At 56.9% G+C, this 20,369-nt stretch carries 20 protein-coding genes and 1 tRNA gene; 6 read left to right on the forward strand and 15 right to left on the reverse strand.

Annotated features, from left to right (window positions below; translation table 11 throughout):
• Window positions 1–153 precede the first annotated feature (153 nt).
• A complete protein-coding gene (locus ACR0D6_RS17150; protein WP_170652934.1) occupies window positions 154–735 on the reverse strand; it encodes a peroxidase-related enzyme in 582 nt (193 codons plus the stop codon).
• Window positions 736–878: 143 nt separating this feature from the next.
• Between ACR0D6_RS17150 and ACR0D6_RS17155 the strand changes: the two genes are divergently transcribed.
• Window positions 879–1,985 (forward strand): hypothetical protein, encoded by a 1,107-nt coding sequence (locus ACR0D6_RS17155; RefSeq protein WP_480766400.1) that lies wholly within the window; start codon window positions 879–881, stop codon window positions 1,983–1,985.
• Window position 1,986: 1 nt separating this feature from the next.
• Here ACR0D6_RS17155 and ACR0D6_RS17160 read toward each other — a convergent pair whose 3' ends face one another.
• The 4 genes from ACR0D6_RS17160 to ACR0D6_RS17175 are packed head-to-tail and all read right to left on the reverse strand — an operon-like array spanning window position 1,987 to window position 4,921.
• Window positions 1,987–3,054 (reverse strand): aromatic ring-hydroxylating dioxygenase subunit alpha, encoded by a 1,068-nt coding sequence (locus ACR0D6_RS17160; protein ID WP_480766401.1) that lies wholly within the window; start codon window positions 3,052–3,054, stop codon window positions 1,987–1,989.
• Between the two features lie 2 nt (window positions 3,055–3,056).
• On the reverse strand, window positions 3,057–3,398 hold the full coding sequence (locus ACR0D6_RS17165; RefSeq protein ID WP_480450321.1) for a carboxymuconolactone decarboxylase family protein: 342 nt from the start codon (window positions 3,396–3,398) through the stop codon (window positions 3,057–3,059).
• An 11-nt stretch (window positions 3,399–3,409) separates the two neighbouring features.
• Window positions 3,410–4,171: an amino acid ABC transporter permease gene (locus ACR0D6_RS17170; RefSeq protein WP_170652942.1), complete on the reverse strand. Its 762-nt coding sequence runs from the start codon at window positions 4,169–4,171 to the stop codon at window positions 3,410–3,412.
• A 9-nt stretch (window positions 4,172–4,180) separates the two neighbouring features.
• The gene (locus tag ACR0D6_RS17175; RefSeq protein ID WP_170652944.1) at window positions 4,181–4,921 is read right to left on the reverse strand and encodes an amino acid ABC transporter ATP-binding protein; all 741 of its coding nucleotides are present in this window, start codon (window positions 4,919–4,921) and stop codon (window positions 4,181–4,183) included.
• Window positions 4,922–5,047: 126 nt separating this feature from the next.
• Here ACR0D6_RS17175 and ACR0D6_RS17180 point away from each other — a divergent pair, with 126 nt between their 5' ends.
• On the forward strand, window positions 5,048–5,818 hold the full coding sequence (locus ACR0D6_RS17180; RefSeq protein ID WP_170652946.1) for a transporter substrate-binding domain-containing protein: 771 nt from the start codon (window positions 5,048–5,050) through the stop codon (window positions 5,816–5,818).
• Between the two features lie 55 nt (window positions 5,819–5,873).
• Here the strand turns inward: ACR0D6_RS17180 and ACR0D6_RS17185 are convergent, their stop codons facing one another.
• Window positions 5,874–6,482, reverse strand: a complete 609-nt coding sequence (locus ACR0D6_RS17185; RefSeq protein WP_480766402.1) for a helix-turn-helix domain-containing protein — start codon at window positions 6,480–6,482, stop codon at window positions 5,874–5,876.
• A gap of 78 nt (window positions 6,483–6,560) precedes the next feature.
• Between ACR0D6_RS17185 and ACR0D6_RS17190 the strand changes: the two genes are divergently transcribed.
• Window positions 6,561–7,313: a creatininase family protein gene (locus ACR0D6_RS17190; RefSeq protein WP_480766403.1), complete on the forward strand. Its 753-nt coding sequence runs from the start codon at window positions 6,561–6,563 to the stop codon at window positions 7,311–7,313.
• A 130-nt stretch (window positions 7,314–7,443) separates the two neighbouring features.
• Entirely contained in the window at window positions 7,444–8,466 is a 1,023-nt protein-coding gene (locus tag ACR0D6_RS17195; protein WP_480766404.1) for an NAD-dependent epimerase/dehydratase family protein, read from the forward strand.
• Window positions 8,467–8,506: 40 nt separating this feature from the next.
• Here the strand turns inward: ACR0D6_RS17195 and nqrF are convergent, their stop codons facing one another.
• From nqrF to ACR0D6_RS17225, 6 genes are read right to left on the reverse strand one after another with little or no spacing between them, the layout of a single operon-like run.
• Complete coding sequence (gene nqrF, locus ACR0D6_RS17200; protein WP_170652955.1) at window positions 8,507–9,730, reverse strand: NADH:ubiquinone reductase (Na(+)-transporting) subunit F; 1,224 nt, start codon at window positions 9,728–9,730, stop codon at window positions 8,507–8,509.
• 10 nt (window positions 9,731–9,740) lie between these two features.
• Window positions 9,741–10,349, reverse strand: coding sequence for an NADH:ubiquinone reductase (Na(+)-transporting) subunit E (nqrE, locus tag ACR0D6_RS17205; protein ID WP_010441340.1), 609 nt, complete (start codon window positions 10,347–10,349; stop codon window positions 9,741–9,743).
• Window positions 10,349–11,002 (reverse strand): NADH:ubiquinone reductase (Na(+)-transporting) subunit D, encoded by a 654-nt coding sequence (locus ACR0D6_RS17210; RefSeq protein ID WP_170652958.1) that lies wholly within the window; start codon window positions 11,000–11,002, stop codon window positions 10,349–10,351. The genes nqrE and ACR0D6_RS17210 overlap by 1 nt, the downstream gene beginning before the upstream one ends.
• Window positions 11,002–11,817 carry a Na(+)-translocating NADH-quinone reductase subunit C gene (locus tag ACR0D6_RS17215; protein WP_480450317.1) on the reverse strand — a complete coding sequence of 272 codons (816 nt, stop codon included), beginning with the start codon at window positions 11,815–11,817 and terminating at the stop codon, window positions 11,002–11,004. The genes ACR0D6_RS17210 and ACR0D6_RS17215 overlap by 1 nt, the downstream gene beginning before the upstream one ends.
• Window positions 11,810–13,018 carry an NADH:ubiquinone reductase (Na(+)-transporting) subunit B gene (locus ACR0D6_RS17220; protein WP_480766405.1) on the reverse strand — a complete coding sequence of 403 codons (1,209 nt, stop codon included), beginning with the start codon at window positions 13,016–13,018 and terminating at the stop codon, window positions 11,810–11,812. Before ACR0D6_RS17220 ends, ACR0D6_RS17215 begins: the two co-directional genes overlap by 8 nt.
• A 5-nt stretch (window positions 13,019–13,023) precedes the next feature.
• Entirely contained in the window at window positions 13,024–14,367 is a 1,344-nt protein-coding gene (locus tag ACR0D6_RS17225; protein ID WP_480766406.1) for a Na(+)-translocating NADH-quinone reductase subunit A, read from the reverse strand.
• Window positions 14,368–14,667: 300 nt separating this feature from the next.
• Between ACR0D6_RS17225 and ACR0D6_RS17230 the strand changes: the two genes are divergently transcribed.
• Together ACR0D6_RS17230 and ACR0D6_RS17235 are read left to right on the forward strand one after the other, a co-directional pair.
• Window positions 14,668–15,783, forward strand: a complete 1,116-nt coding sequence (locus tag ACR0D6_RS17230) for a THUMP domain-containing class I SAM-dependent RNA methyltransferase (RefSeq protein ID WP_480766407.1) — start codon at window positions 14,668–14,670, stop codon at window positions 15,781–15,783.
• Between the two features lie 147 nt (window positions 15,784–15,930).
• Window positions 15,931–16,007 (forward strand) — tRNA-Pro (locus tag ACR0D6_RS17235).
• Window positions 16,008–16,302: 295 nt separating this feature from the next.
• Here the strand turns inward: ACR0D6_RS17235 and ACR0D6_RS17240 are convergent.
• From ACR0D6_RS17240 to ACR0D6_RS17250, 3 genes are all read right to left on the reverse strand, one after another.
• A complete protein-coding gene (locus ACR0D6_RS17240; protein ID WP_480766408.1) occupies window positions 16,303–17,622 on the reverse strand; it encodes an aspartate aminotransferase family protein in 1,320 nt (439 codons plus the stop codon).
• Window positions 17,619–19,139: a trimethylamine methyltransferase family protein gene (locus ACR0D6_RS17245; protein WP_170652998.1), complete on the reverse strand. Its 1,521-nt coding sequence runs from the start codon at window positions 19,137–19,139 to the stop codon at window positions 17,619–17,621. The genes ACR0D6_RS17240 and ACR0D6_RS17245 overlap by 4 nt, the downstream gene beginning before the upstream one ends.
• A gap of 110 nt (window positions 19,140–19,249) precedes the next feature.
• A complete protein-coding gene (locus tag ACR0D6_RS17250; RefSeq protein WP_480766409.1) occupies window positions 19,250–20,227 on the reverse strand; it encodes a LysR family transcriptional regulator in 978 nt (325 codons plus the stop codon).
• Window positions 20,228–20,369: the final 142 nt, after the last annotated feature.

A 20,369-nucleotide genomic window follows, 5' to 3' on the forward strand; every position in this document is an offset into this window, starting at 1 on the left:
CTTCCGCGACGCATCAAGCATGCGGTTTATCTCACAAACAACAGCGGCCTTCCGACAGTTCGCGGAAAGCCGAATGGAAATTTAACAACTCCCAGAATGGTCTATACGATAGTTGCGGTCAACTTTTTGAGCCGGAGTGTCCCACGCGGGGCGCTATTCGTCACCTTTGTAATACCCGATCACATCATTCTCAGTGGTCGCGCCCAGACCATTCAACAGCCGGTTGGAATAGTTGAAATAGGCGCAGACCTGATTGACCTCGAGAATTTCACCATCATCACATCCCGCAATCTTCAGGGCCTCAAAGTCCGATTTCACCATTTTTCCCACATCCGTGGTCAGCTTGGCGGCATAGCGCAACAACGCAAGCTCTTTCCCTTCGAACTCGTCTTCGGGCCGGTGCGCCTTGAGCGCCGTGAATATACGGTCACTGCGAGGTTGATCCTTGATCAGATTGCGCACGTTCATGAAATGGTGGGTCAGGGAATAGGTGCAATCGTTCAGGATCGACGTGTAACTGGCTACCACTTCCAGAAACCAGAATGGCAGGTTGTTGTCGTCCGAATGCAGCACAGAGCGGTACAGCGTGACATGACCGTTCATCGTTTCGGGGCGCAGCGAATGGACCCGCATGACAGTATCTACTGTCCCATGGGGCGTACGTGCGCGATCCAGCAACTCTTTTAGACGACCATCCGCATGTTCATCGGACACCATTTCGATCCAAGCGCTCATCCAACCCTCCCTGTTCGCGTGCAAGGTATAAAGACCAAAGCAGCAGAATATTGCCAGTAGAAAATTCCACCACCAGGAAATTTTGATGGATCACGCGGACGTGATCGCGTTAAACTCGGCCGACGAATTCTGGATGCGCGAATATGCAACAAACGAACCTGCACAGCGGAGCAACAAACCTTTTGTCGACCTGCGGCGGTCTTGGTGCCGGGGATCGGCTGCTGGTCCTGCGCGAAGACCCGGACAACGATTACTACGATCAGGAAATCGTTGATGCAGTCGTCGAATGTGCACGTACACTAGGCATCCACGCTTTGGTCCGAACAGCGCCGTTCGATCCGATGGGGTCGGCCCTGCCCCAGGCATTGGTCGAAGAGATGAAGGCCTCTGACCGAACACTTTTTCTGTCGCGCAGCGGCGACCAGATTCGTTTTGACGCATCCATGGCAGGTATTCGCCCCATCATGTCATATGCGCTAGACGCAGATATGCTGGCCTCGGGGTTCGGGCGCGCGAACTATCAGGGGTTCGTGGCGTTGAAGAACGCAGTGAACGCACTGCTTGCGAATTCCACTGAAATCCGGGTGACATGCCCATTGGGTACGGACTTTCACGGCCCCGGAGCGGCATATCCCAAGGCCGGACCAGCGGATGTTTGCGTCGACCGATTCCCGATGTCGGTTTTTGCCCCGGTACCCGCCAAGGGTTTTTCGGGTGTTGTGGTTCAGGACGGCTTCCTTGTCGGGACTGGTTCCAAATTCTACGACCCTTACGGCTGCGCCTTGCAGCACCCCCTGATCGTGCACTTCGAGGAAAACCGGTTGACCCATTTCACCGGGCACGAAACAGATGTTGAGCGCGCGCAAGCTCACTACGAGAACGTCGGTCAGATGTTCGGGCTGGACGCGTTTACCATGCACTCCTGGCACGCCGGCATTCATCCTGGATGTGCCTATCCGGTGCCCGCCCACAAGAATTTTGAACGCTGGAGCGGCGCGGCCTTTGGCAACCCCCGTCTTTTGCATTTTCACACCTGCGGCCATTATGCACCCGGGGAAATATCTCTGAACGTACTGAACCCCACCGTCACTGTGGATGGCGTCGCGGTTTGGAAAGAAGGCGTTTTCGACCCGGCGACGGTGCCCGGAGGAACGGAAATTCTGACTGAATATGCGTGTATCCGCGCCGTTTTCGACGATCCGGCGCAGGATGTGGGTCAAAGCCCGGAGGGCCGCCTTTCTGCAGGGTGACCTAGCTTGCCTGTGCCTCGGTGTCGCCTTGGGCCGCAATCATCTTGGCAACCCGCGAACGGAACCGCATCGCCCCGGCATCGAGCCCAAGATTCAGGTAAGCCGATTTGCGGCGCGCCATTCCGGTCTGAACATGTTCAAGAACCTCCTTGTCCTCGGTAAAGGCCATTATCGCGCCTTCGAACATTCGCTGGGAAAGTGCCTCATCCTCGGCGTGCATATTCCGATGCTGGAACCAGAAATAGCGTGACCGTTCTTCATCGACCGGGGTGATGAAATTGTAGGAAATGTTGACAAGCGCGTTCTGCGACAGTGGCTTGTCCGGGCCACCCTCGCCCACCGGCGCATAGACGGACATGTTGATGGCGGTAGATGGCAGGCGGCATTCATAGTGCTGCTTGCGGTCGCAATTCGGCCCGAATGGCAACATCGGCTTGTAGTAAGGTGCAGGCGGCTGATCGTGTATCCAACGTGACACGATCACACCCTGATCGGTTTCTTCCAGATCCAGCGGCTGATTGTCCGTTCCAGCCCCCGCGAAAGAGGTCAGATGCACCCAGGCCACGTGGCTGGGATCCAGCAGGTTGTCGGTGATGTAAAGGTAATGGCAGGCCATTTCCATGGCACCTTTTTGAGTTTTCCCCCAAGATGGATTGTCGAAGTTCGGAATGTCGATGATCTGTGCCGGGTCAGCCTGCGCCGAATCGCCCATCCACAGCCACAGGAATCCCCAGCGATCCTCTGCCGGATAAGAATGCACTGCCGCACGGCGAGGCGGATTGTCCAGCTGCGTTGGGGCAATCACGCATTCACCGGAACAATCGAAGGTCAGGCCATGATAACCGCATACAACGTTATCCCCCTCTACGGTGCCACGAGACAGGGGTAACTTGCGATGCGGACAGGCGTCTTCAAGCGCGATGGGCGCGCCTTTGGTATCGCGAAAGATCACGATGTCTTCGTTCAGCATCCGAACCGCGCTTAGTTCGCGGTCAAAATCCTCGCTTCGGCCCGCGACATACCAGCAATTGCGGATAAAGCCTTTGGCCCCGGCCAGATCGGGTCGCATGGTTACTCCTGTTCAGAAAAGGTGTCGAACGCTTTCAGCGCCTTGGCGCTGTAGGCAAAAGATGGTCCCCCACCCATATACGTCGCCATTGACAACGCTTCGCACACTTCCTCTCGGCTGGCGCCAAGCCGAACCAAAGAGCGGGTGTGAAATCCGATGCAGCTGTCGCATCGTGTGGCCACGGCTATTCCCAAAGCAATGAATTCTTTGGTCTTTTCGCTCAGCGCGCCATCTGCTTTCGCAGCCTTGCCCATGACGCCAAAGCCCTTGACAGTTTCCGGCACCTCCTTTGAGAATGCTCCGATGTTGGCCTCGGTCTCTGCCATGAATTCTTTCCAGTCCATCGGTTAGCTCCTTACCCGCGCTCGTCCGATCCCATGCGCCGCTCCAGCCAGCGCACAAAGGCGCTGATAATCAGCACGAGAACCAGATATTCAAAAATCAGCAATGTATAGATTTCCAGCGGTCGGTATTCTGTTACGACCAGTTCGTTCGCGCGCCGGGTCAGTTCCTGCATTCCGATGACGGAAGCAAAGGCGCTCATCTTGACGATGTAGATGAACTGATTGGCCAGCGGCGGCAGAATGCGCCGGATCGCCTGCGGCAGAATTACGTATCGCATGGTTTGCGCATAGTTCAGGCCAATTGTTTGCGCGGCCTCGCGTTGTCCCTTGGCGATCGACTGGATGCCCGCACGATAGATTTCGGCGGTGAAGGCACTGTCGGAAATCGCCAGCGTTATGATCGCCCCCCAGAATGGATCGATCGGAATGTTTAGGCCCATCGACCGAAAGATGATCGGTAACCCGTAAAAAACCCAAAACAGCATGGGCAGCAGGGGAATCGACCTGACAAGTTCGACGTAGACACGGTTCACTAGACGCCAGCCCCATCTTTCGGACAACCCCGGCAAGGCCACAATCAAACCCACAAAAATCGAAATGGCAGCCGCGATTACCGAAATCAGGATGGTATCGCCCATGCCCGAGATCAGGAATTTGATATTGGTCCAACCGCTGGCTGTAGTTGGGTCAATGACGTACCAGCCCCAGATGTCAGACGACGCGCAGCCAGTCAGCAGAAGTGGCAGCGCCAGAAAGAGGAATAGCTTTTTCATCATAACCTCTCAGTGCTGCAATATCTGGCTGAGGAACTTCTGACAGCGCTCGGAGCGGGGGCTGCCAAAGAAGGTTTCGGGTGGCCCCTGTTCAACAATCTCACCGGCGTCCATGAAGATCATGTTGTCGGCGACTTTTCTGGCAAATCCCATCTCGTGGGTGACAACCACCATTGTCATGCCCTCTTCGGCAAGCTCGACCATGACATCCAGAACTTCCGAAATCATTTCGGGATCAAGTGCCGAGGTCGGCTCATCAAACAGCAGGACCTTGGGTTCCATGCACAGGGACCGTGCGATTGCGACCCGTTGCTGCTGCCCCCCGGACAACTGCCCCGGCCGCTTGTCTGCCTGATCAGGGATATGGACCCGCTCAAGATAATGCCGTGCCTTTTCCTCGGCCTCTTTCCGGCTGAGACCACGCGCCTTGATCGGGCCAAGGGTCAGGTTTTCCAACACGGTCAGGTGCGGGAACAAGTTGAATTGCTGGAACACCATCCCGACCTCGGACCGGATGGCCGCAACCGATTTGGGATCATTCGTCAATTCGGTCCCGTCAACGCGGATTGTTCCCTTCTGGTGTTCTTCAAGTTTGTTGATACAGCGGACAACCGTTGATTTCCCCGATCCTGACGGACCGCAGATCACAACTTTTTCACCGGTTCCAACAGTCAAGCTGATATCCTTCAGCACGTGAAATGTGCCAAACCATTTGTTGACGCCTTCTAGCTCAATCGCGGCTGGTGGCATTTGATTTCCTGTTCGCGCTTTTCTTCACAGTAAAAATATTTCTTGAGGTTATCTTTGTCTTTGCGCTTAAATCAAGAAACAATCTGGCAGCGAAGATAACGCCTGCGCCACCAACGGGAGAAAAACATGAAACAGTTCTTGAAAATCGCAGCTGTCGCGGCGGTCGGGATTGCCCTGTCCACCGCGGCACAGGCCCAGTCCGCACTGAACGAGATTCTGGATTCGGGCGTGTTGAAGGTCGGCACCACCGGTGACTGGAACCCCATGTCGCTGCGCGATCCGGCGACCAATTCCTACAAAGGCTTCGACATCGACATCATGAACGAGCTTGCCAGTGATCTTGGGGTCGAAGTCGAATACGTCCCGACCGATTGGAAAACGCTGGTCAACGGAGTCGTCTCGGGCAAGTACCACATTACCGGGTCCGCATCGATTTCACCGCCACGCATGAAAGTTGCCGGATTCTCGGAAAGCTATATTTCCGTCGAGCTGTATCCATACACAACCAAAGACAAGGCGGACCGGTTTGACGGTTATGACTCGATCAACAAGCCGGATGTCGTTGTCGCAACGACGCTGGGAACGACGTTCGAAAAAAACGCCCGTGAATGGTTCCCGGACGCGGAAATCAAGGTGGTCGAGGCCCCCGCCCGTGGTTTTCAGGAGGTGATTGCAGGGCGCGCGGATGTCTTCATCACATCAAACATCGAAGGTGCGACGCTGGAAGAGAAATTCCCGGTCGTGCGTGTAAAGAATGCCGGCCCACGTTCGCCCGCGCCTATTGCGATGTTACTGCCGCAGGCCGATCAGGTCTGGATCAACTATGTAAACAACTGGGTAAACGTCAAAAAAGCCCAAGGTTTCTTTGAAAAGAACAAAGAAAACTGGGGCCTCTGAACACCACTCAGCAAGATCGGCCCCTTAGGGGGCCGGTCTTGTCTAATCGCAAAGGTCAGTTGCGGCCGGATACGGCCTTTGACACGACTGTGACGAAACTGACGGTATCCGTCTTCAACTCGATCGGCCCATGTGCGGAATTGGAGTCAAAGCTCAGACTGTCCCCGGGGCGCATGTGATAGGTTGTGTCCCCACAACGGTAAACCATTTCACCATCAGTGACGTGGATGAATTCGATCCCCTGATGCTGGTACAGCGGACGCGGGGCAAGCGGGCCTTCAAGCGTCACACTGAAGCTTTCAAAACTGACATGCGTACCTTCGGCCCGTCCGATCAGCTTATAGCTGTGGCCGAACCCACTTCCCAACCTCTGAACGGTTACACCTTCACCCGCAGCGACAAAAGAAACGTCCGAACGTTCTACGGTGCCCGCGAAAAAGTTGATCAGTGGAACTCCAATCCCCTGCGCCAGCGCCTCCAGCGTGGCCAGAGAGGCAGAGACCTGGCCTCGTTCAATCTTGGAGATCATCGCAGTGGACACACCCGATTGCGCCGAAAGCTCGGACAATGTCAGGTTTGCCAGCATGCGATGCGATTTGACCGCTGCGCCAACCACCTGATCCAGTGGGGGTTTCGTTAATTCGATGGGCAATGAATCTTCCATGCCCCTAACGTACTGCGGCGAATCACAAAGGGAAAGCGAAGCGGCGCGTTTCTGGGCGCGTATTTCACGGAGGCCAGCATGAAACTTGAACAAATGACCTGGCGCGAGGTCGAATCCTGCATCGACAAAGGATCGGCCATTTTGCTGCCCGTCGGATCAACCGAACAGCATGGGCCAATGGGCCGGATCGGGACCGATACACTGTGTGCCGAAGCAGTGGCCCTGGGGGCCGCATCGCTGTGCGATGCCATTGTCGCGCCTCCCCTGGCCTATACCCCTGCCCCGTTCAACACCGCCTTTCCGGGGACAGTTTCCGTATCTGCCAAAACCTTTGGTTTGCTTGCAAAAGAGGTCATCGAAGGGTGTCTGGCGCAAGGATTTCTCGGCGTCTTCGTCGTGAATGGTCACGGGGCGAATGTTGAACCTCTGCACCAAATCGCAACATCACTTGCGGAAGGTGCACTCAGGGTCCGCAGCTGGTGGGAGCCCCCTTCTGTCAACGCACTTCGGAAGGAGTTGTACGGTGACTGGGAAGGCATGCACGCGACACCATCGGAAATCGCAATCACCCAGCATCTTTTAGGAGTGTTGCCCCCGCTGGATGCTTCACAACCGCCGCAAAAACTGACAGCCGATTATCTGAAAGCCCATAGCGGCGATCGGCATGGCCCACCTGACGAGCACCGCGCGGCATTTCCCGATGGGCGCGTCGGCTCTCATTCCGCCTTGGCGAGCCCGGAACACGGAGCGCGGCTATTACAACTGGCGGCACGGGAAATCGCCAACGAATTCGTTGCTTTCACAGAAATGGCCACCCGTTTGCGCAGCTGAGGAAATCGCACATTGTGACGATGGCCAACGAAACCTTGCAATTGAGTGCCATGTTTGAAATTTGTCCTTTAACTTTGTTGGGAAAGCGGCCCGTCAGGTTTCAGGACATGCGCTGCACTCGGGGGTTTTCATGAAGCGGGTTTTAGTTACGGGTACGGCGGGTTTCATCGGATTTCACCTTGCCCGGCTGCTGTTGGCAGAAGGGTTCCGCGTCCACGGTTATGACGGAATGACGGACTACTACGACGTCACGCTCAAACAACGCCGCCATCAGATGTTATTGCAAACGCCGGGTTTTTCTGCGACCGAAGATATTCTGGAAAATCACGAGCGCCTACTGCAGGTAGCAGACGAGTTCAAACCGGACATCATCGTGCATCTGGCAGCGCAGGCCGGGGTGCGATACAGCCTGGAGAATCCGCGCAGCTATGTAGATTCAAACGTCACAGGCACCTTCAATGTGATGGAGGTCGCCCGCCTGCATGATGTCGATCACCTGCTGATGGCCTCTACATCCTCGATCTACGGCGCGAACGAGGATATGCCCTTTACCGAAACCGACAAGGCTGACAGTCAACTGACGATCTATGCCGCGACGAAAAAAGCGAACGAAGCAATGGGGCATTCCTATGCCCACCTCTGGAATATTCCGACCACGATGTTCCGCTTTTTCACGGTTTATGGCACGTGGGGGCGGCCCGATCTGGCCTATTTCAAGTTCACTGACGCCATTCTGAACGACCGTCCCATCGACATTTACAACAACGGGGACATGTATCGTGACTTTACTTATGTGGACGATCTTGTCCGGGGCATTCGTCTGCTAATTGACGCCGTTCCCATACGGCCTGAAACCAAAAGCGAAATCGCCAAAGGTGACAGCCTGTCGCCGGTGGCTCCCTATCGGGTGGTGAATATCGGCAATTCCGACAAAGTGCGTCTTCTCGATTTTATTGAGGCAATCGAAGACGCGCTCGGCAAAAAAGCGATACGGAACTATATGCCTATGCAGATGGGGGATGTTCCTGCGACCTGGGCAGACACCAGCCTGTTGCAGTCTCTTACCGGGTATCAACCCAAGACAGACATCCGTACAGGTCTTGCCAGATTTGTGGAATGGTATCGGGATTATTACAAAGTCGAAGCTGGCTGACAGAAAAAAACCGGCGCTGTAGGCGCCGGTTTTTCGTTTCTTACCCGCCGAAATCGTCGAGCATGATGTCTTCGCGGTCCACACCCAGATCCAGCAGCATGTTGATGACCGACTGGTTCATGATTGGCGGTCCACACATGTAGAACTCGCAATCCTCAGGCGCCGGGTGGTTCTTGAGGTATTCCTCGAACAACACGTTGTGAATAAAGCCGGTGTAGCCTTTCCAGTCATCCTCGGGCTGGGCATCCGACAGGGCGACGTGCCATTCGAAATTGTCGAACTCTTCGGCCAGCGTGTCGAAATCCTCAACAAAGAACATCTCTTTCTTGGACCGGGCGCCGTACCAGAAGCTGATCTTGCGGTTGCGGTTTTCAAGACGCTTGAGCTGATCGAAGATGTGGCTGCGCATCGGTGCCATACCGGCGCCACCGCCGATAAACACCATCTCTTTCTCGGTCTCGCGGGCGAAGAATTCGCCGAACGGGCCCGAGATCGTCACCTTGTCACCCGGTTTCAGGTTGAAGATGTAAGACGACATCTGACCCGGCGGGATACCTTCCGAACCCGGAGGCGGCGAGGCCACCCGGACGTTCAGCATGATCATGCCTTTCTCGTCCGGATAGTTCGCCATCGAATAGGCCCGTTCGATCGGCTCGCTCACAACGGACTTGTACTGCCACAGATTGAAGCGATCCCAATCTTCGCGATACTCCTCTTCGACATCGAAATCGGTGTACGAGAGCTGGTGCGCGGGTGCTTCGATCTGGATATAGCCGCCAGCGCGGAAATTCACATCCTCGCCTTCGGGCAGGTCCAGCGTCAGCGCCTTGATGAAGGTCGCCACATTCTCGTTCGAACGGACGGTGCATTCCCACTTCTTGACGCCAAAGACCTCTTCGGGGACCTCGATGTCCATGTCTTGCTTGACCGCGACCTGACAGGACAGACGGTCACCACAAGCGGCTTCGCGCTTGGTGATATGGCTTTCCTCGGTCGGCAGGATCGACCCGCCACCCGAATGCACACGGACTCGGCATTGGGCACAGGTCCCGCCACCGCCGCAGGCCGACGGCACGAACAGCTTCTCGGCCGCCAGCGTCTGCAACAACTTGCCCCCGGCAGGGACCGAGATGGTTTTTTCACCGTTGATGGTGATGTTCACGTCACCGGTCGAGACCAGCTTGGACCGCGCGGCCATGATGATGGCCACTAGCGCAAGAACAATCAGGGTAAAAAGGATTACGCCAAGGCTAAAAGTTTCCATCGGCCCCTCCTTACAGTTTCACGCCCGAGAAGGACATGAAGGCCATGGCCATCAGTCCCGCGGTGATGAAGGTGATGCCAAGACCCTGAAGGCCATCCGGAATGTCCGAATATTTCAGCTTTTCGCGCACACCAGCCATCGCAGTGATCGCCAGTGCCCAGCCGAAACCGGAAGACAGACCATAAGTCGCCGCTTCGGCAAAGTTATAATCCCGCTCCACCATGAACAGTGAACCACCAAGGATGGCGCAGTTGACCGTGATCAGCGGCAGGAAGATCCCCAGCGCGTTGTAGAGCGGCGGGAAATACTTATCGAGCACCATTTCCAGAATCTGCACCATCGCGGCGATCACACCGATATATGAGATCAGGCCGAGGAAGGTCAGGTCCACATCCGGGAACCCGGCCCATGCCAGCGCGCCCGGTTTCAGCAGGTAGCTGAGCAGCAGGTTGTTTGTGGGAACGGTGATGGCCTGTACGACCATAACCGAGATGCCCAGACCCAGCGCCGTCGAAATCTTCTTTGATACGGCGATGAAGGTACACATGCCGAGAAAGAAGCTGAGCGCGAGGTTTTCAACAAAGATGGCCTTTACGGCCAGAGAGATAAGCCCTTCCATCAGTGCGCCTCTACCTGCTGGATTTTATATTCACGTTCTTCGACCTGGTTCGGCTTCCACGTGCGGAAGGCCCAGATCAGCAGGCCAATCACGAAGAAGGCCGAGGGCGGTAGCAGCAGCAGGCCGTTAGGCACATACCAGCCACCATTGTTCACTGTCTGCAGGATGGTGACGCCGAACAGCGAACCCGAGCCGAACAGTTCCCGGATAAAGCCGACCAGCAGCAGGATAAGACCATAGCCCAGCCCATTGCCTACACCGTCGATGAACGAGGCCATCGGCGGGTTTTTCATGGCGAATGCTTCGGCGCGACCCATCACGATACAGTTGGTGATGATCAGACCGACGAAAACCGACAGGGTTTTCGAAATCTGGAACGCGTATGCCTTCAGGATTTGGTCCACCAGGATCACCAGCGAGGCGATGATCACCATCTGCACGATGATCCGGATCGAACCCGGAATCTGATTGCGCAGCATCGAGATGAACATCGACGCAAAGCCGGTCACGAAAGTCACCGCCAGCGCCATCACAAAGGCCACCTGCAGCGACGAAGTTACCGCCAGCGCGGAACAGATGCCCAGCACCTGCAGGGTGATCGGGTTGTTGTCGACAAGCGGGTCGACCAACAGCTCTTTCTTTGTCTGGGACATCAGAACTCTCCTGCTTGCAGTTTGGCCAGGAAGGGGCCGTAGCCCGCGTCACCCATCCAGAATTTCACCAGATTATCGACACCGACCGACGTCAGCGTGGCACCGGCCAGCGCGTCAACGTAGAAATCGGGGCCAGCGGCGGGTTGCGTCTTGGCAACTGTGATCTGCAGATCACCAGCATCGTCGCGCAGTTTCTTACCGCTCCACAGTGCTTTCCAGCGCGGGTTGTCCACCTCGGCGCCAAGGCCGGGGGTCTCGCCGTGCTGATAGAACTGCAGGCCAAAGATATCGTTGCCGTTGTTTTCCAGCGCGATAAAGCCATAGAGCGTGGACCACAGACCGTAGCCGTGCAGTGGCAGGATCACCTTGTCCAAATCACCGGCGTCGTCGCGCAGCAGGTAAATGACGCGGTATTTCGCCTTGCGGCCAATACCAGCCGGGTCATCGTCCAGTGCAACGCTCAGCTCGGGGTCGCTGGCCGCGGCCAGATCGTCAAAGGTGGCTGGGTCGAACTGGTCGTCGACGAAATCGCCAGTCGCCAGTTCCAGCACATGCGGTTCAAACGCCGCAAAGGCTTCGGTCACGTTGATGCCGGGTTCATAGACGCCAGCCACTTGCAAAACGTTAACCTGCCTGTCCTTCAGCTTGTTCGCCTCTTGTACCGGGCGCAGGCTGACAGCGGCAGCCGACACGACCATCGAGGCAACCAGACAGATTGCGACAGCGACAAAGACGGTTTTGCCGACTGAATCCGGCGAGGCCGCCAGAAACTTGGCAATCGCGCCCTTAGGTTCTTGGGATTGCGTATCAGACATGGCGACGCGCCCTCCGTTTGATGTTTGCTTGAACGACGAAATAGTCGATCAGCGGTGCAAAGACGTTACCGAACAGAATGGCCAGCATCATGCCTTCGGGGAAGGCCGGGTTCACCACACGGATCAACACAACCATGACACCAATCAGCGCGCCATAGATATAGCGGCCGACATTGGTGTGGCTTGCGGAAACCGGTTCGGTCACCATAAAGGCCAGACCAAAGGCATAACCGCCCAGCACAACATGCCAGTACCAAGGCATTGCGAACATCGGATTGGTGTCCGATCCGATCAGGTTCAGCAACCAGGTAAATACGATTGTTCCGGCCAGACAGCCCACGATCAGGCGATAGTTTGCAATCTTGGTCATCAACAGGAATGCCAGACCGATGATGCAGGCGAGTGTCGAGGTTTCGCCAAAGCTGCCCTGAATGGTGCCATAAAAGGCACTCCACCAAGTGATGCCTTCCGCAGCCAGAGCTTGCACGCCATCCGCAGCGGACACGGCCAAGGCGGTCGCACCTGAGAACCCGTCAACCGGGGTCCAGACCGCGTCGCCCGACATCTGCGCCGGATAAGCGAAGTACAGGAATGCACGACCCACAAGCGCAGGGTTCAAGAAGTTCTTGCCGGTGCCGCCAAACACTTCCTTACCGATCACGACGCCGAAAATGATGCCCAGAGCGACCTGCCACAAAGGCGTGGTTGCTGGCATGATCAGCGTGTAAAGCATTGAGGTGACAAGGAAACCTTCATTCACCTCGTGACCACGCACGGTGGCAAAGATCACCTCGAATATACCACCCGCGACCAGTGTCACGATGTAGATCGGCAGAAAGTACAGCAGCCCGTGCATTGTGTTGGCAAAGATGCTGGACGGATCCAGCGATATTCCGAACATCTGCAAAAGGGCGATCCGCCAGCCGGTGGCCGCATCCGGGCCCAGAGTGGCAATGGCCGAGTTCGCCTGATACCCGGTGTTCCACATCCCGAACAGGATACATGGGATTGTCGCGATCACGACATAGGTCATGATCCGCTTCATATCCACATAAGACCGCGCATGAGGTGCAACAGTGGTTACGGTTTTCGGAGTGTAGATAAAACTCTCGACCATCTCGTAGATCGGGAAGAGCTTTTCGTATTTGCCGCCCTTGGTAAAGTTCGGCTCAATCCGGTCAAAGAAGTTGCGCAAACCCATTCGGATCAGCCCTCCTTTTCAATTTTGGTCAGGCAGTCGCGCAGCGCCAGCCCGTATTCATATTTCGCCGGACAGGCAAAGCCGACAAGGCCCAGATCCTCTTCGTCCAGCTCCAACGCACCCAACGCCTGAGCGGTATCGGTGTCCATCACCAATAGCGCACGCAGCAACTGAGTTGGCAGATAGTCCTGCGGCATCAGTTCCTCGAACATGCCGGTCGGCACCATCGCACGGCGACCACCGTTCAAGTTCGAGGTGAAAGCAAAGAGCTTTTTGGCAAAGGCCGAGCCCAGCACCGGCTGCACCGCATATTTCGACGGCATCGGCCGAATCCAACCCATCGGGATCTGGTCAGCATCTTCGCGGATAATGGTGATCTGACGGGCAAACCGGCTCAGGAAAGCGTGCGGGCCTTCTGCGTGCCGACCCGAAAGGATCGAACCCGAGATGATCCGTGCCGAGCCGTCAACGTTGACCTCGTCCCGTGTCAGATCGTTGGTCGATGCGCCCATGACGGTCCGGATCAGGCGGGGTTGACGTGCGCCGGGGCCGCTCAGCGCGATCACGACACTGGGGTCCAGATGCCCGGTCTGCATCAGGCGACCAATGGAGATCACATCCTGATAGCTGATGGTCCAGACCTGTTTGTCACCGGCCAGCGGCTCCAGAAAATGAATATGCGTACCGGCCAGTCCGGACGGGTGCGGACCCGAAAAAGCCGCCGCTTCAACACCTGCCAGATCAGTGCCCGGGATCGAGTCACCTTCTCTTTGACACAGATACGTCTTGCCCTCGGTCAACTTGGACACAGCCGCGAGGCCTGCGGCAAATGCCTCACCGGCATCGTCGATGATCAATGCAGCGTCACCGGCCAGCGGGTCACTGTCTATTGCGGTCACGAAGATAGAGGTCGGTGCCGTGCCAGGCTCGGGCATCTTCGAGTAAGGCCGTGTGCGGAACGCTGTCCACAGCCCCGCAGCGCAAAGGCGGGCAGTCACGCCCTCTGCTGTATCAGCATCACCCACGTCAGAGAAACTCAGACCAGTGTCATTGGCATCCGAAACCTCGATCACGACGCTTTGCAGCACGCGGCGCGCGCCGCGGTTGATTGCCACAACCTTTCCGCTGAGCGGAGCAACCATCATCGCATCCGGAGCGTCCTTGTGGCAGAACAACGGTGTGCCCCGTTGAACGTCGTCGCCTTCCTGCACCAGCATACGGGGCTTGAGGCCGATGTAGTCGCCTCCCAGCACCCCAACGGTGGAGTATTCAGGCCCCGGATTAATCTTCTGTTCGGGTGCGCCTTCAACCGGCAGGTCCAACCCTTTTTTCAGTTTGAAAGTTTGCATGTCGCTACGTTCTTCCAAGCCTCATTCCTGCGCCATATCATCCCGACGCGTTGCCTCAGCATTGCACTTACCCGGACGCGCGGGTCCATGCCCTGGGAAATGCGCCAGAAACCGGCGGGAATCCGCAGGCGCACCGCCAATCACGGACCCTTTACGCGGCCCGTGCCGCAAAGGCAAACCTGTTACCGCCCAAAACTGCACATCCTGTTCCGTTTAAGCCATAGTGGCGCATTCGACGTCAACTTTGTCGCATGAGAATTGCGGCTCGCACGGATAAGAGAACCAGTGTAAGCAGCGGGAATGAACAGCTCAGACGATCTTGAAATTTTTCTTGCAGCCACCCCAGGACTGGAAGCCCCTCTTTTAGCTGAGGCCACGGAAAAGAACTTTGCCGGTGCGCGTCTGATCCCGGGCGGCGTGTCCTGCCGCGGGAACTGGCCCGAGGTCTGGCGCGCCAACCTGCAACTGCGCGGTGCAAACCGGGTGCTGGCGCGGATTGGCAGTTTTCCGGCCGTCCATCTGGCACAGCTGGACAAAAGAGCGCGCAAGTTTCCCTGGGGCGATTTCCTGCGTCCGGATATCCCTGTCAAAATCGAGGCGACCAGCCGCAAATCGCGCATCTATCATGCGGGTGCCGCGCGTCAGCGCATTGAGAAAGCAATCTCTGAAACTCTTGGCACGCCGGTCTCGTCGGATGCGGGGCTGAGGGTTATGTTGCGCATTGAAAAGGATCTCTGCACATTTTCGATCGATACCTCGGGCGAATTGTTGCACAAGCGCGGGCACAAGGAAGCCGTGGCCAAAGCCCCGATGCGTGACACTATGGCCGCGATGTTTCTGCGCGAATGCGGATTTACCGGGGCGGAACCTGTGCTCGACCCGATGTGCGGCTCTGGCACGTTCATAATCGAAGCAGCCGAGATTGCTCTGAGGCTGAACCCCGGCCGGTCGCGCAGTTTTGCGTTTGAGAATCTGGTGACATTCGACCCAGATATCTGGGAAAAGATGCGGACAGGCGAGCCTGCAGGTGAAACAGATTACATTTTCTGTGGTTCTGACAGAAATGCAGGTGCGGTGGAATCAAGCCGCGCAAACGCGACCCGGGCGGGGATTGAAACCGCAACCCGTTTTCAGCAACGATCTGTAAGCGATCTGAAAGCACCGGCCGGCCCGGCAGGTCTGGTGATCGCCAATCCGCCTTACGGGGCCCGTATCGGCGATGAAAAGCGTTTGCGTTCACTTTATGGCTCACTTGGCAAGGTACTGACCGACCGTTTCTCGGGCTGGCGCGTGGGCATAATAACCAGCAATCAGGGGTTGGCTCGCGCGACAAATCTGCCGTTCTTGCCCACCGGCCCTGTGGTCGACCATGGCGGCACAAAGGTTCGGCTGTTCAGAACCGATCCCCTACCCTGAGCGAAACCCGTGTACTGCTTCAGCTTCACTGCATCCACCCGTTCCTAAGCTGATTCAGATGATCTTATGGGCCGCGATATTGCACCCAATTATGTCAGAATCCCTCTTGCGCATCCAAACGGCCGGGTATAGATCACCCGCCACGGTCGGAGTGTAGCTCAGCCTGGTAGAGCACTGTCTTCGGGAGGCAGGGGTCGGAGGTTCGAATCCTCTCACTCCGACCAAATTTCATCTAATTTCAACACCTTAATGCATTAGCCATTCGGCGGTGCGAGCTGCGTATTGCGATTGGGCAGCACCGGGACAGCATATCCACTGCAAATCCCGACTTGCGTGCCATGTCGATAGGCCACACACGATCGTTGGGTGCACACCTACCGTCGTGCAGGATTGCTCCGAGATCAGCACTATTGCGCAGAACTACATCGCAGTCGAAAGATCGAGCAGCTTTCACCACCTTTATATGGGCCAATCACGCGGCTGGCCCTTCGGCACTTGATGAGTGCTGCACACACCACGTCAGTGATTAGCCATGGCAAAGGCGCGATCCAGTCCTTCGGCCACATGTTCCACATCGTCTATCGACAGGCACATGGGTGGCACCATGCGCAGACAGGATTGATATGCACCCGATTTCGAAAGAATTATTCCGCTTTCTCGCGTCGCCTCGAAGACAGCGGCTGTGGTTTGCGGGTCGGGTTCTTTAGTCTTGCGGTCTTTGACCATCTCGATGGCCAGCATCAGCCCGCGTCCGCGCACATCGCCGATGACTGGGTACTTGTCCTTCAGCACGTGCAGGCGTTTCAGCAAAGCGGCCCCAACGTCGCGGGCGTTTTCGCGTACTTTGTCCTCTTTGATCACTTGCAGAACTGCCCGCCCTGCCGCGCAAGAGGTCGGATTGGCACCGTAGGTGTGGAACATGAATTTCTCGGCCATAGGCGCCGCGATTTCCTTACGCGCAACAACCGCGCCCAGCGGAAAACCATTGCCGATGCCCTTGGCCATGACAACGATATCCGGGATGACGCCATCGGCCTCAAAACCCCACATGTGGTCACCGATGCGCCCGAACCCGGATTGCACCTCATCAGCGATATAGAGTCCCCCGGCCGCCCGTACCCGTTCGGCGGCACCGGTCATATACCCTTTGGGCATTTCGACGATGCCACCATAACCCTGCACGCTTTCCACAAAAATTCCGGCGACGCTGCCGGTTGTCGCAGCGTGAATGGTACGCTCGATCTCATCCAGATAAGGCTGTGCGCCCGCGTTTTCGCCAAAGATGCCGCGATATTGATGCGGGTCAGGCACAAAGGCTACGTTGCCCGGCATCCCCGGATGGCGCCAGCCGGAAATTCCGGTGATCGATTGGGCCGCGGCAGTCGGGCCGTGATAGGCGGAACGCAGCGCCAGCAGATCAAGGTTGCCTGTATAGCTGCGCGCCATGGTCATGGCTAGGTCAACCGCCTCTGATCCGGAATTGGTGAAATGCACCACCCATTCGATGTCACCGTTCGGGTTGGGCATGGTCGCAGCCAGTTCCTCGGCAAAATGCGCGGGCACCGGATGGTAGAACATCGTGGTACAATGGGTCAGTTCCTGCGCCTGTTCCATTGCTGCGGCGACCACTTTGGGATGGCTGTGCCCAACCGATATACAAACATTCATGCCCAGGAGGTCGGTGTATTTGCGCCCTTCGACATCCCACAGGTACTGCATCGACCCCTTCTTGAATACCATTGGCTCTTTGAAGGGGACGAACTTGCGTTGGCTTGCGGCATAGAAGGTGTCACGCCGCCGGGCGGTGTCGTTCAGGGTCCAGTCGGTTTGCTTGTTCATGGCTGTTCTCCTTCGATTTCCCGGCTACGGCGGGCGACGAATTCATCAAGGGCTTCGCGGATTCCGGCCTCCATGGCCGGGGCTTGGTATTCTTCGATCAGCTGCTTTACACGGTCGCTGGCACGTTTGTGCTGCCAATGGGCTCCTTCCGCAGCCCATTGTTCGTAGGTGCCGTTGTCGGACATGTCGCCCATCCAGAAGGCAGTTTCGAAATTGTCTTGTGTGTGCTGCGCGCCAAGGAAATGGCCACCCGGTTCCACCTCGGTAAACGCCTCCATCGCCTGCGCGCTTTCCGAAAAGTCGACGCCCTGAACAAAGCGCTGCATCGCCGCGCAGCGATCGGCGTCCATGACGATCTTTTCATAACCGGTGGTCAGCAACCCTTCGAGGCAGCCCGTGGCGTGGATGATGAAGTTTACCCCCGCCAATGCGGCCCCCATCAATTGGGCCTGACTTTCATATCCCGCCTGCGCGTCCGGCACTTTGGATGCCGTAAGCCCGCCGACCGAGTGGAAAGGCAGGCCCAGACGATCCGCCAGTGTTTTGGCGCACATCTGGAACTGGGTTCCTTCAGGCGTGCCGAATGTCGGTGCACCAGTCTTGAGGCTGATGGGCGAGAAAAACGTGCCGAATGCGGCAGGTGCACCGGGGCGAATGATCTGGATCAGCGCGACCGAGGCCATCACCTCGGCCAGGACCTGCGCGAGCGTCGCGGCAACGGAAACCGGCGACATCGCGCCACCCAGCACGAACGGAGAGACCACCGTGCACTGCCCTGCCCGCGCGTATTCCTTCAGCGCCCACAGCATGGTCTCATCCATCACCAAAGGCGCGTTTGTATTAACGACGGAGTAGAGTACGCAGTTCTCATCGACGAAATCGGAACCCATGGCGATCTTGCACATTTCGATCGTGTCACGGGCACGCTCGGGGGCGGTCACCGCCCCCATGAAAGGTTTGTCGTTCATGGTCAGATGGGTGTGGGCCATGTGCAGATGGCGCAGGGGCACGGGAACATCAACCGGCTCCACCACCACGCCACCGGAATGATTCACGGCACCCAACTGATGGTGCAGCTTGGTAATATTCTGGAAGTCCTCAAGCGTGGCGTAACGCCGCCCATTTTCCATGTCGTGCACGAAAGGCGGGCCGAAGCTTGGGGCATAGACCTGAGCTTGCCCACCGATCTGGATCGATCGGTCCGGATTGCGGGCGTGTTGAGTGAAGACAGGCGGCGCGGTTTTGATCTTGTCGCGGCACCAGCCAGGATCGAACCGTACCCGCTCACCCTCGACCCGCGCACCATGTGCCTTGAACAGGTCCAGCGTGTCCGGGTCGCCGCGAAACTCCATACCGATCTCATCCAGAATCCGGTCGGCATTGCGTTCGATGATGGCGATGGCTTCGTCATCAATCAGACTGACCAATCCAATTCGGCGCATCACGTAGGGGGCAGACATAGCCCCCTTGGCGGCCCTCGCCTGCACGCGCGATTTGCGGCCTGAGCGACGTGACATGTTGTGCCTCCCGAATTCCTGTTGGACATGGCACAGATGCCCGTGCCGGTCCTGTGAATATGCACCGGAAACGGGGCGCGAACAGGGGGAGAGGTGCTTGATCGGAAATCCTAATGATCGGGATTAGCACCAGTGTGGTACGTGATCTGATCCGCGATGTCCGGAAATCGGCGAGTAAAGTGCTCGCGCAGAATATCGGCGCATTGATGGGCCAGACGGGCCGGGATGTCGCCCAGATCCCCTTTGCGCGACACAACCTGGATACCGCGTTTGAACCCGGAAAATGGCAATGGCACAATGCGCAGCGGCATTCCTTCGGCGACCCCATCTATCAAGAGCGAAGGCGTTAGAATCGCAAAGCACTTGCCCGTCACCACTCCGGCCACAACCATTGACGACCTGTCCGCCTCAATCGCGCGGGGCAGGTGCAGGCGGCAGCGCTGCAGATGCTGATCCGTGCGTCGCCCCACCGGGGTCAGCGCTCCGAAACGCACCAGAGATAGGTGTTCCGAGATTGCGTGGATGTCATCTTCAGGCCCGTCATAGTCTTCTGGCAAAACTAAGAAAAACGGTTCTTCCAGAACAGGATAAGTGTCATAGTCGTCACTCATCATGAACAGTTCCGAAGTGACGGCCACGTCGATTTTGCGAGCGTTCAGCGCGCTTTGGTGATCGTTGGCAAGACCTGCAGAAAGGATCAGTTCAGGAACCCGCAATTCATGCTCAACAAATTCAAAAAGGCCCGGAGTCAACGTCGTTGCTGTAGATGCCAGCAGACCGACTCGCAGTATCGGTAGTGCGGTTGCATTCAGGTGGCGCAGGTCGGATTTCAGATCGTCGATCTCATTGAGAATGCGATACCCGTGCCGTTGCACAGCCTCTCCCGCATGGGTCAGACCCAACGGTCGGCGCGAACGGTCCAGCAGCGTTACACCAAATGCGGTTTCGAGGTTTTTCAAATGCTGCGAAGCTGCCGATTGAGTGATCCCAAGGGCATTTGCCGCCGCCGTTACATGGCGCATATCCGCGACGGCCATGAAGACTTCGATCGCCCGGAACAGATTGATTTCCACCTCGTTGCGCGCCATTTGCCCCTCGAATCCCCATAGACCGCTGTAATCGCATGAAACGCACAGGGCTGAACAGGCGCAAGCTCTGCTTATCATTAGTTGTGGTTATGATGTTTAGTCGTACTTGATCCTGGCCTCATCGCAGAGAACATGATCGGGC

The organism is Ruegeria sp. BJ6 (assembly GCF_056537885.1).

What these genes read in the sequence shown, in the direction of transcription:
- ACR0D6_RS17240 (WP_480766408.1), bottom strand. Translation starts at nt 17,622, where the DNA reads ATGAACAAGCAAACCGACTGGACCCTGAACGACACCGCCCGGCGGCGT.
- ACR0D6_RS17220 (WP_480766405.1), bottom strand. Translation starts at nt 13,018, where the DNA reads ATGGGTTTGCGCAACTTCTTTGACCGGATTGAGCCGAACTTTACCAAG.
- ACR0D6_RS17250 (WP_480766409.1), bottom strand. Translation starts at nt 20,227, where the DNA reads ATGGCGCGCAACGAGGTGGAAATCAATCTGTTCCGGGCGATCGAAGTC.
- ACR0D6_RS17245 (WP_170652998.1), bottom strand. Translation starts at nt 19,139, where the DNA reads ATGTCACGTCGCTCAGGCCGCAAATCGCGCGTGCAGGCGAGGGCCGCC.
- ACR0D6_RS17225 (WP_480766406.1), bottom strand. Translation starts at nt 14,367, where the DNA reads ATGCAAACTTTCAAACTGAAAAAAGGGTTGGACCTGCCGGTTGAAGGC.
- nqrF (WP_170652955.1), bottom strand. Translation starts at nt 9,730, where the DNA reads ATGGAAACTTTTAGCCTTGGCGTAATCCTTTTTACCCTGATTGTTCTT.
- ACR0D6_RS17175 (WP_170652944.1), bottom strand. Translation starts at nt 4,921, where the DNA reads ATGCCACCAGCCGCGATTGAGCTAGAAGGCGTCAACAAATGGTTTGGC.
- ACR0D6_RS17195 (WP_480766404.1), top strand. Translation starts at nt 7,444, where the DNA reads ATGAAGCGGGTTTTAGTTACGGGTACGGCGGGTTTCATCGGATTTCAC.
- ACR0D6_RS17190 (WP_480766403.1), top strand. Translation starts at nt 6,561, where the DNA reads ATGAAACTTGAACAAATGACCTGGCGCGAGGTCGAATCCTGCATCGAC.
- ACR0D6_RS17230 (WP_480766407.1), top strand. Translation starts at nt 14,668, where the DNA reads ATGAACAGCTCAGACGATCTTGAAATTTTTCTTGCAGCCACCCCAGGA.
- ACR0D6_RS17180 (WP_170652946.1), top strand. Translation starts at nt 5,048, where the DNA reads ATGAAACAGTTCTTGAAAATCGCAGCTGTCGCGGCGGTCGGGATTGCC.
- ACR0D6_RS17165 (WP_480450321.1), bottom strand. Translation starts at nt 3,398, where the DNA reads ATGGACTGGAAAGAATTCATGGCAGAGACCGAGGCCAACATCGGAGCA.
- nqrE (WP_010441340.1), bottom strand. Translation starts at nt 10,349, where the DNA reads ATGGAAGGGCTTATCTCTCTGGCCGTAAAGGCCATCTTTGTTGAAAAC.
- ACR0D6_RS17210 (WP_170652958.1), bottom strand. Translation starts at nt 11,002, where the DNA reads ATGTCCCAGACAAAGAAAGAGCTGTTGGTCGACCCGCTTGTCGACAAC.
- ACR0D6_RS17215 (WP_480450317.1), bottom strand. Translation starts at nt 11,817, where the DNA reads ATGTCTGATACGCAATCCCAAGAACCTAAGGGCGCGATTGCCAAGTTT.
- ACR0D6_RS17170 (WP_170652942.1), bottom strand. Translation starts at nt 4,171, where the DNA reads ATGAAAAAGCTATTCCTCTTTCTGGCGCTGCCACTTCTGCTGACTGGC.
- ACR0D6_RS17160 (WP_480766401.1), bottom strand. Translation starts at nt 3,054, where the DNA reads ATGCGACCCGATCTGGCCGGGGCCAAAGGCTTTATCCGCAATTGCTGG.
- ACR0D6_RS17150 (WP_170652934.1), bottom strand. Translation starts at nt 735, where the DNA reads ATGAGCGCTTGGATCGAAATGGTGTCCGATGAACATGCGGATGGTCGT.
- ACR0D6_RS17155 (WP_480766400.1), top strand. Translation starts at nt 879, where the DNA reads ATGCAACAAACGAACCTGCACAGCGGAGCAACAAACCTTTTGTCGACC.
- ACR0D6_RS17185 (WP_480766402.1), bottom strand. Translation starts at nt 6,482, where the DNA reads ATGGAAGATTCATTGCCCATCGAATTAACGAAACCCCCACTGGATCAG.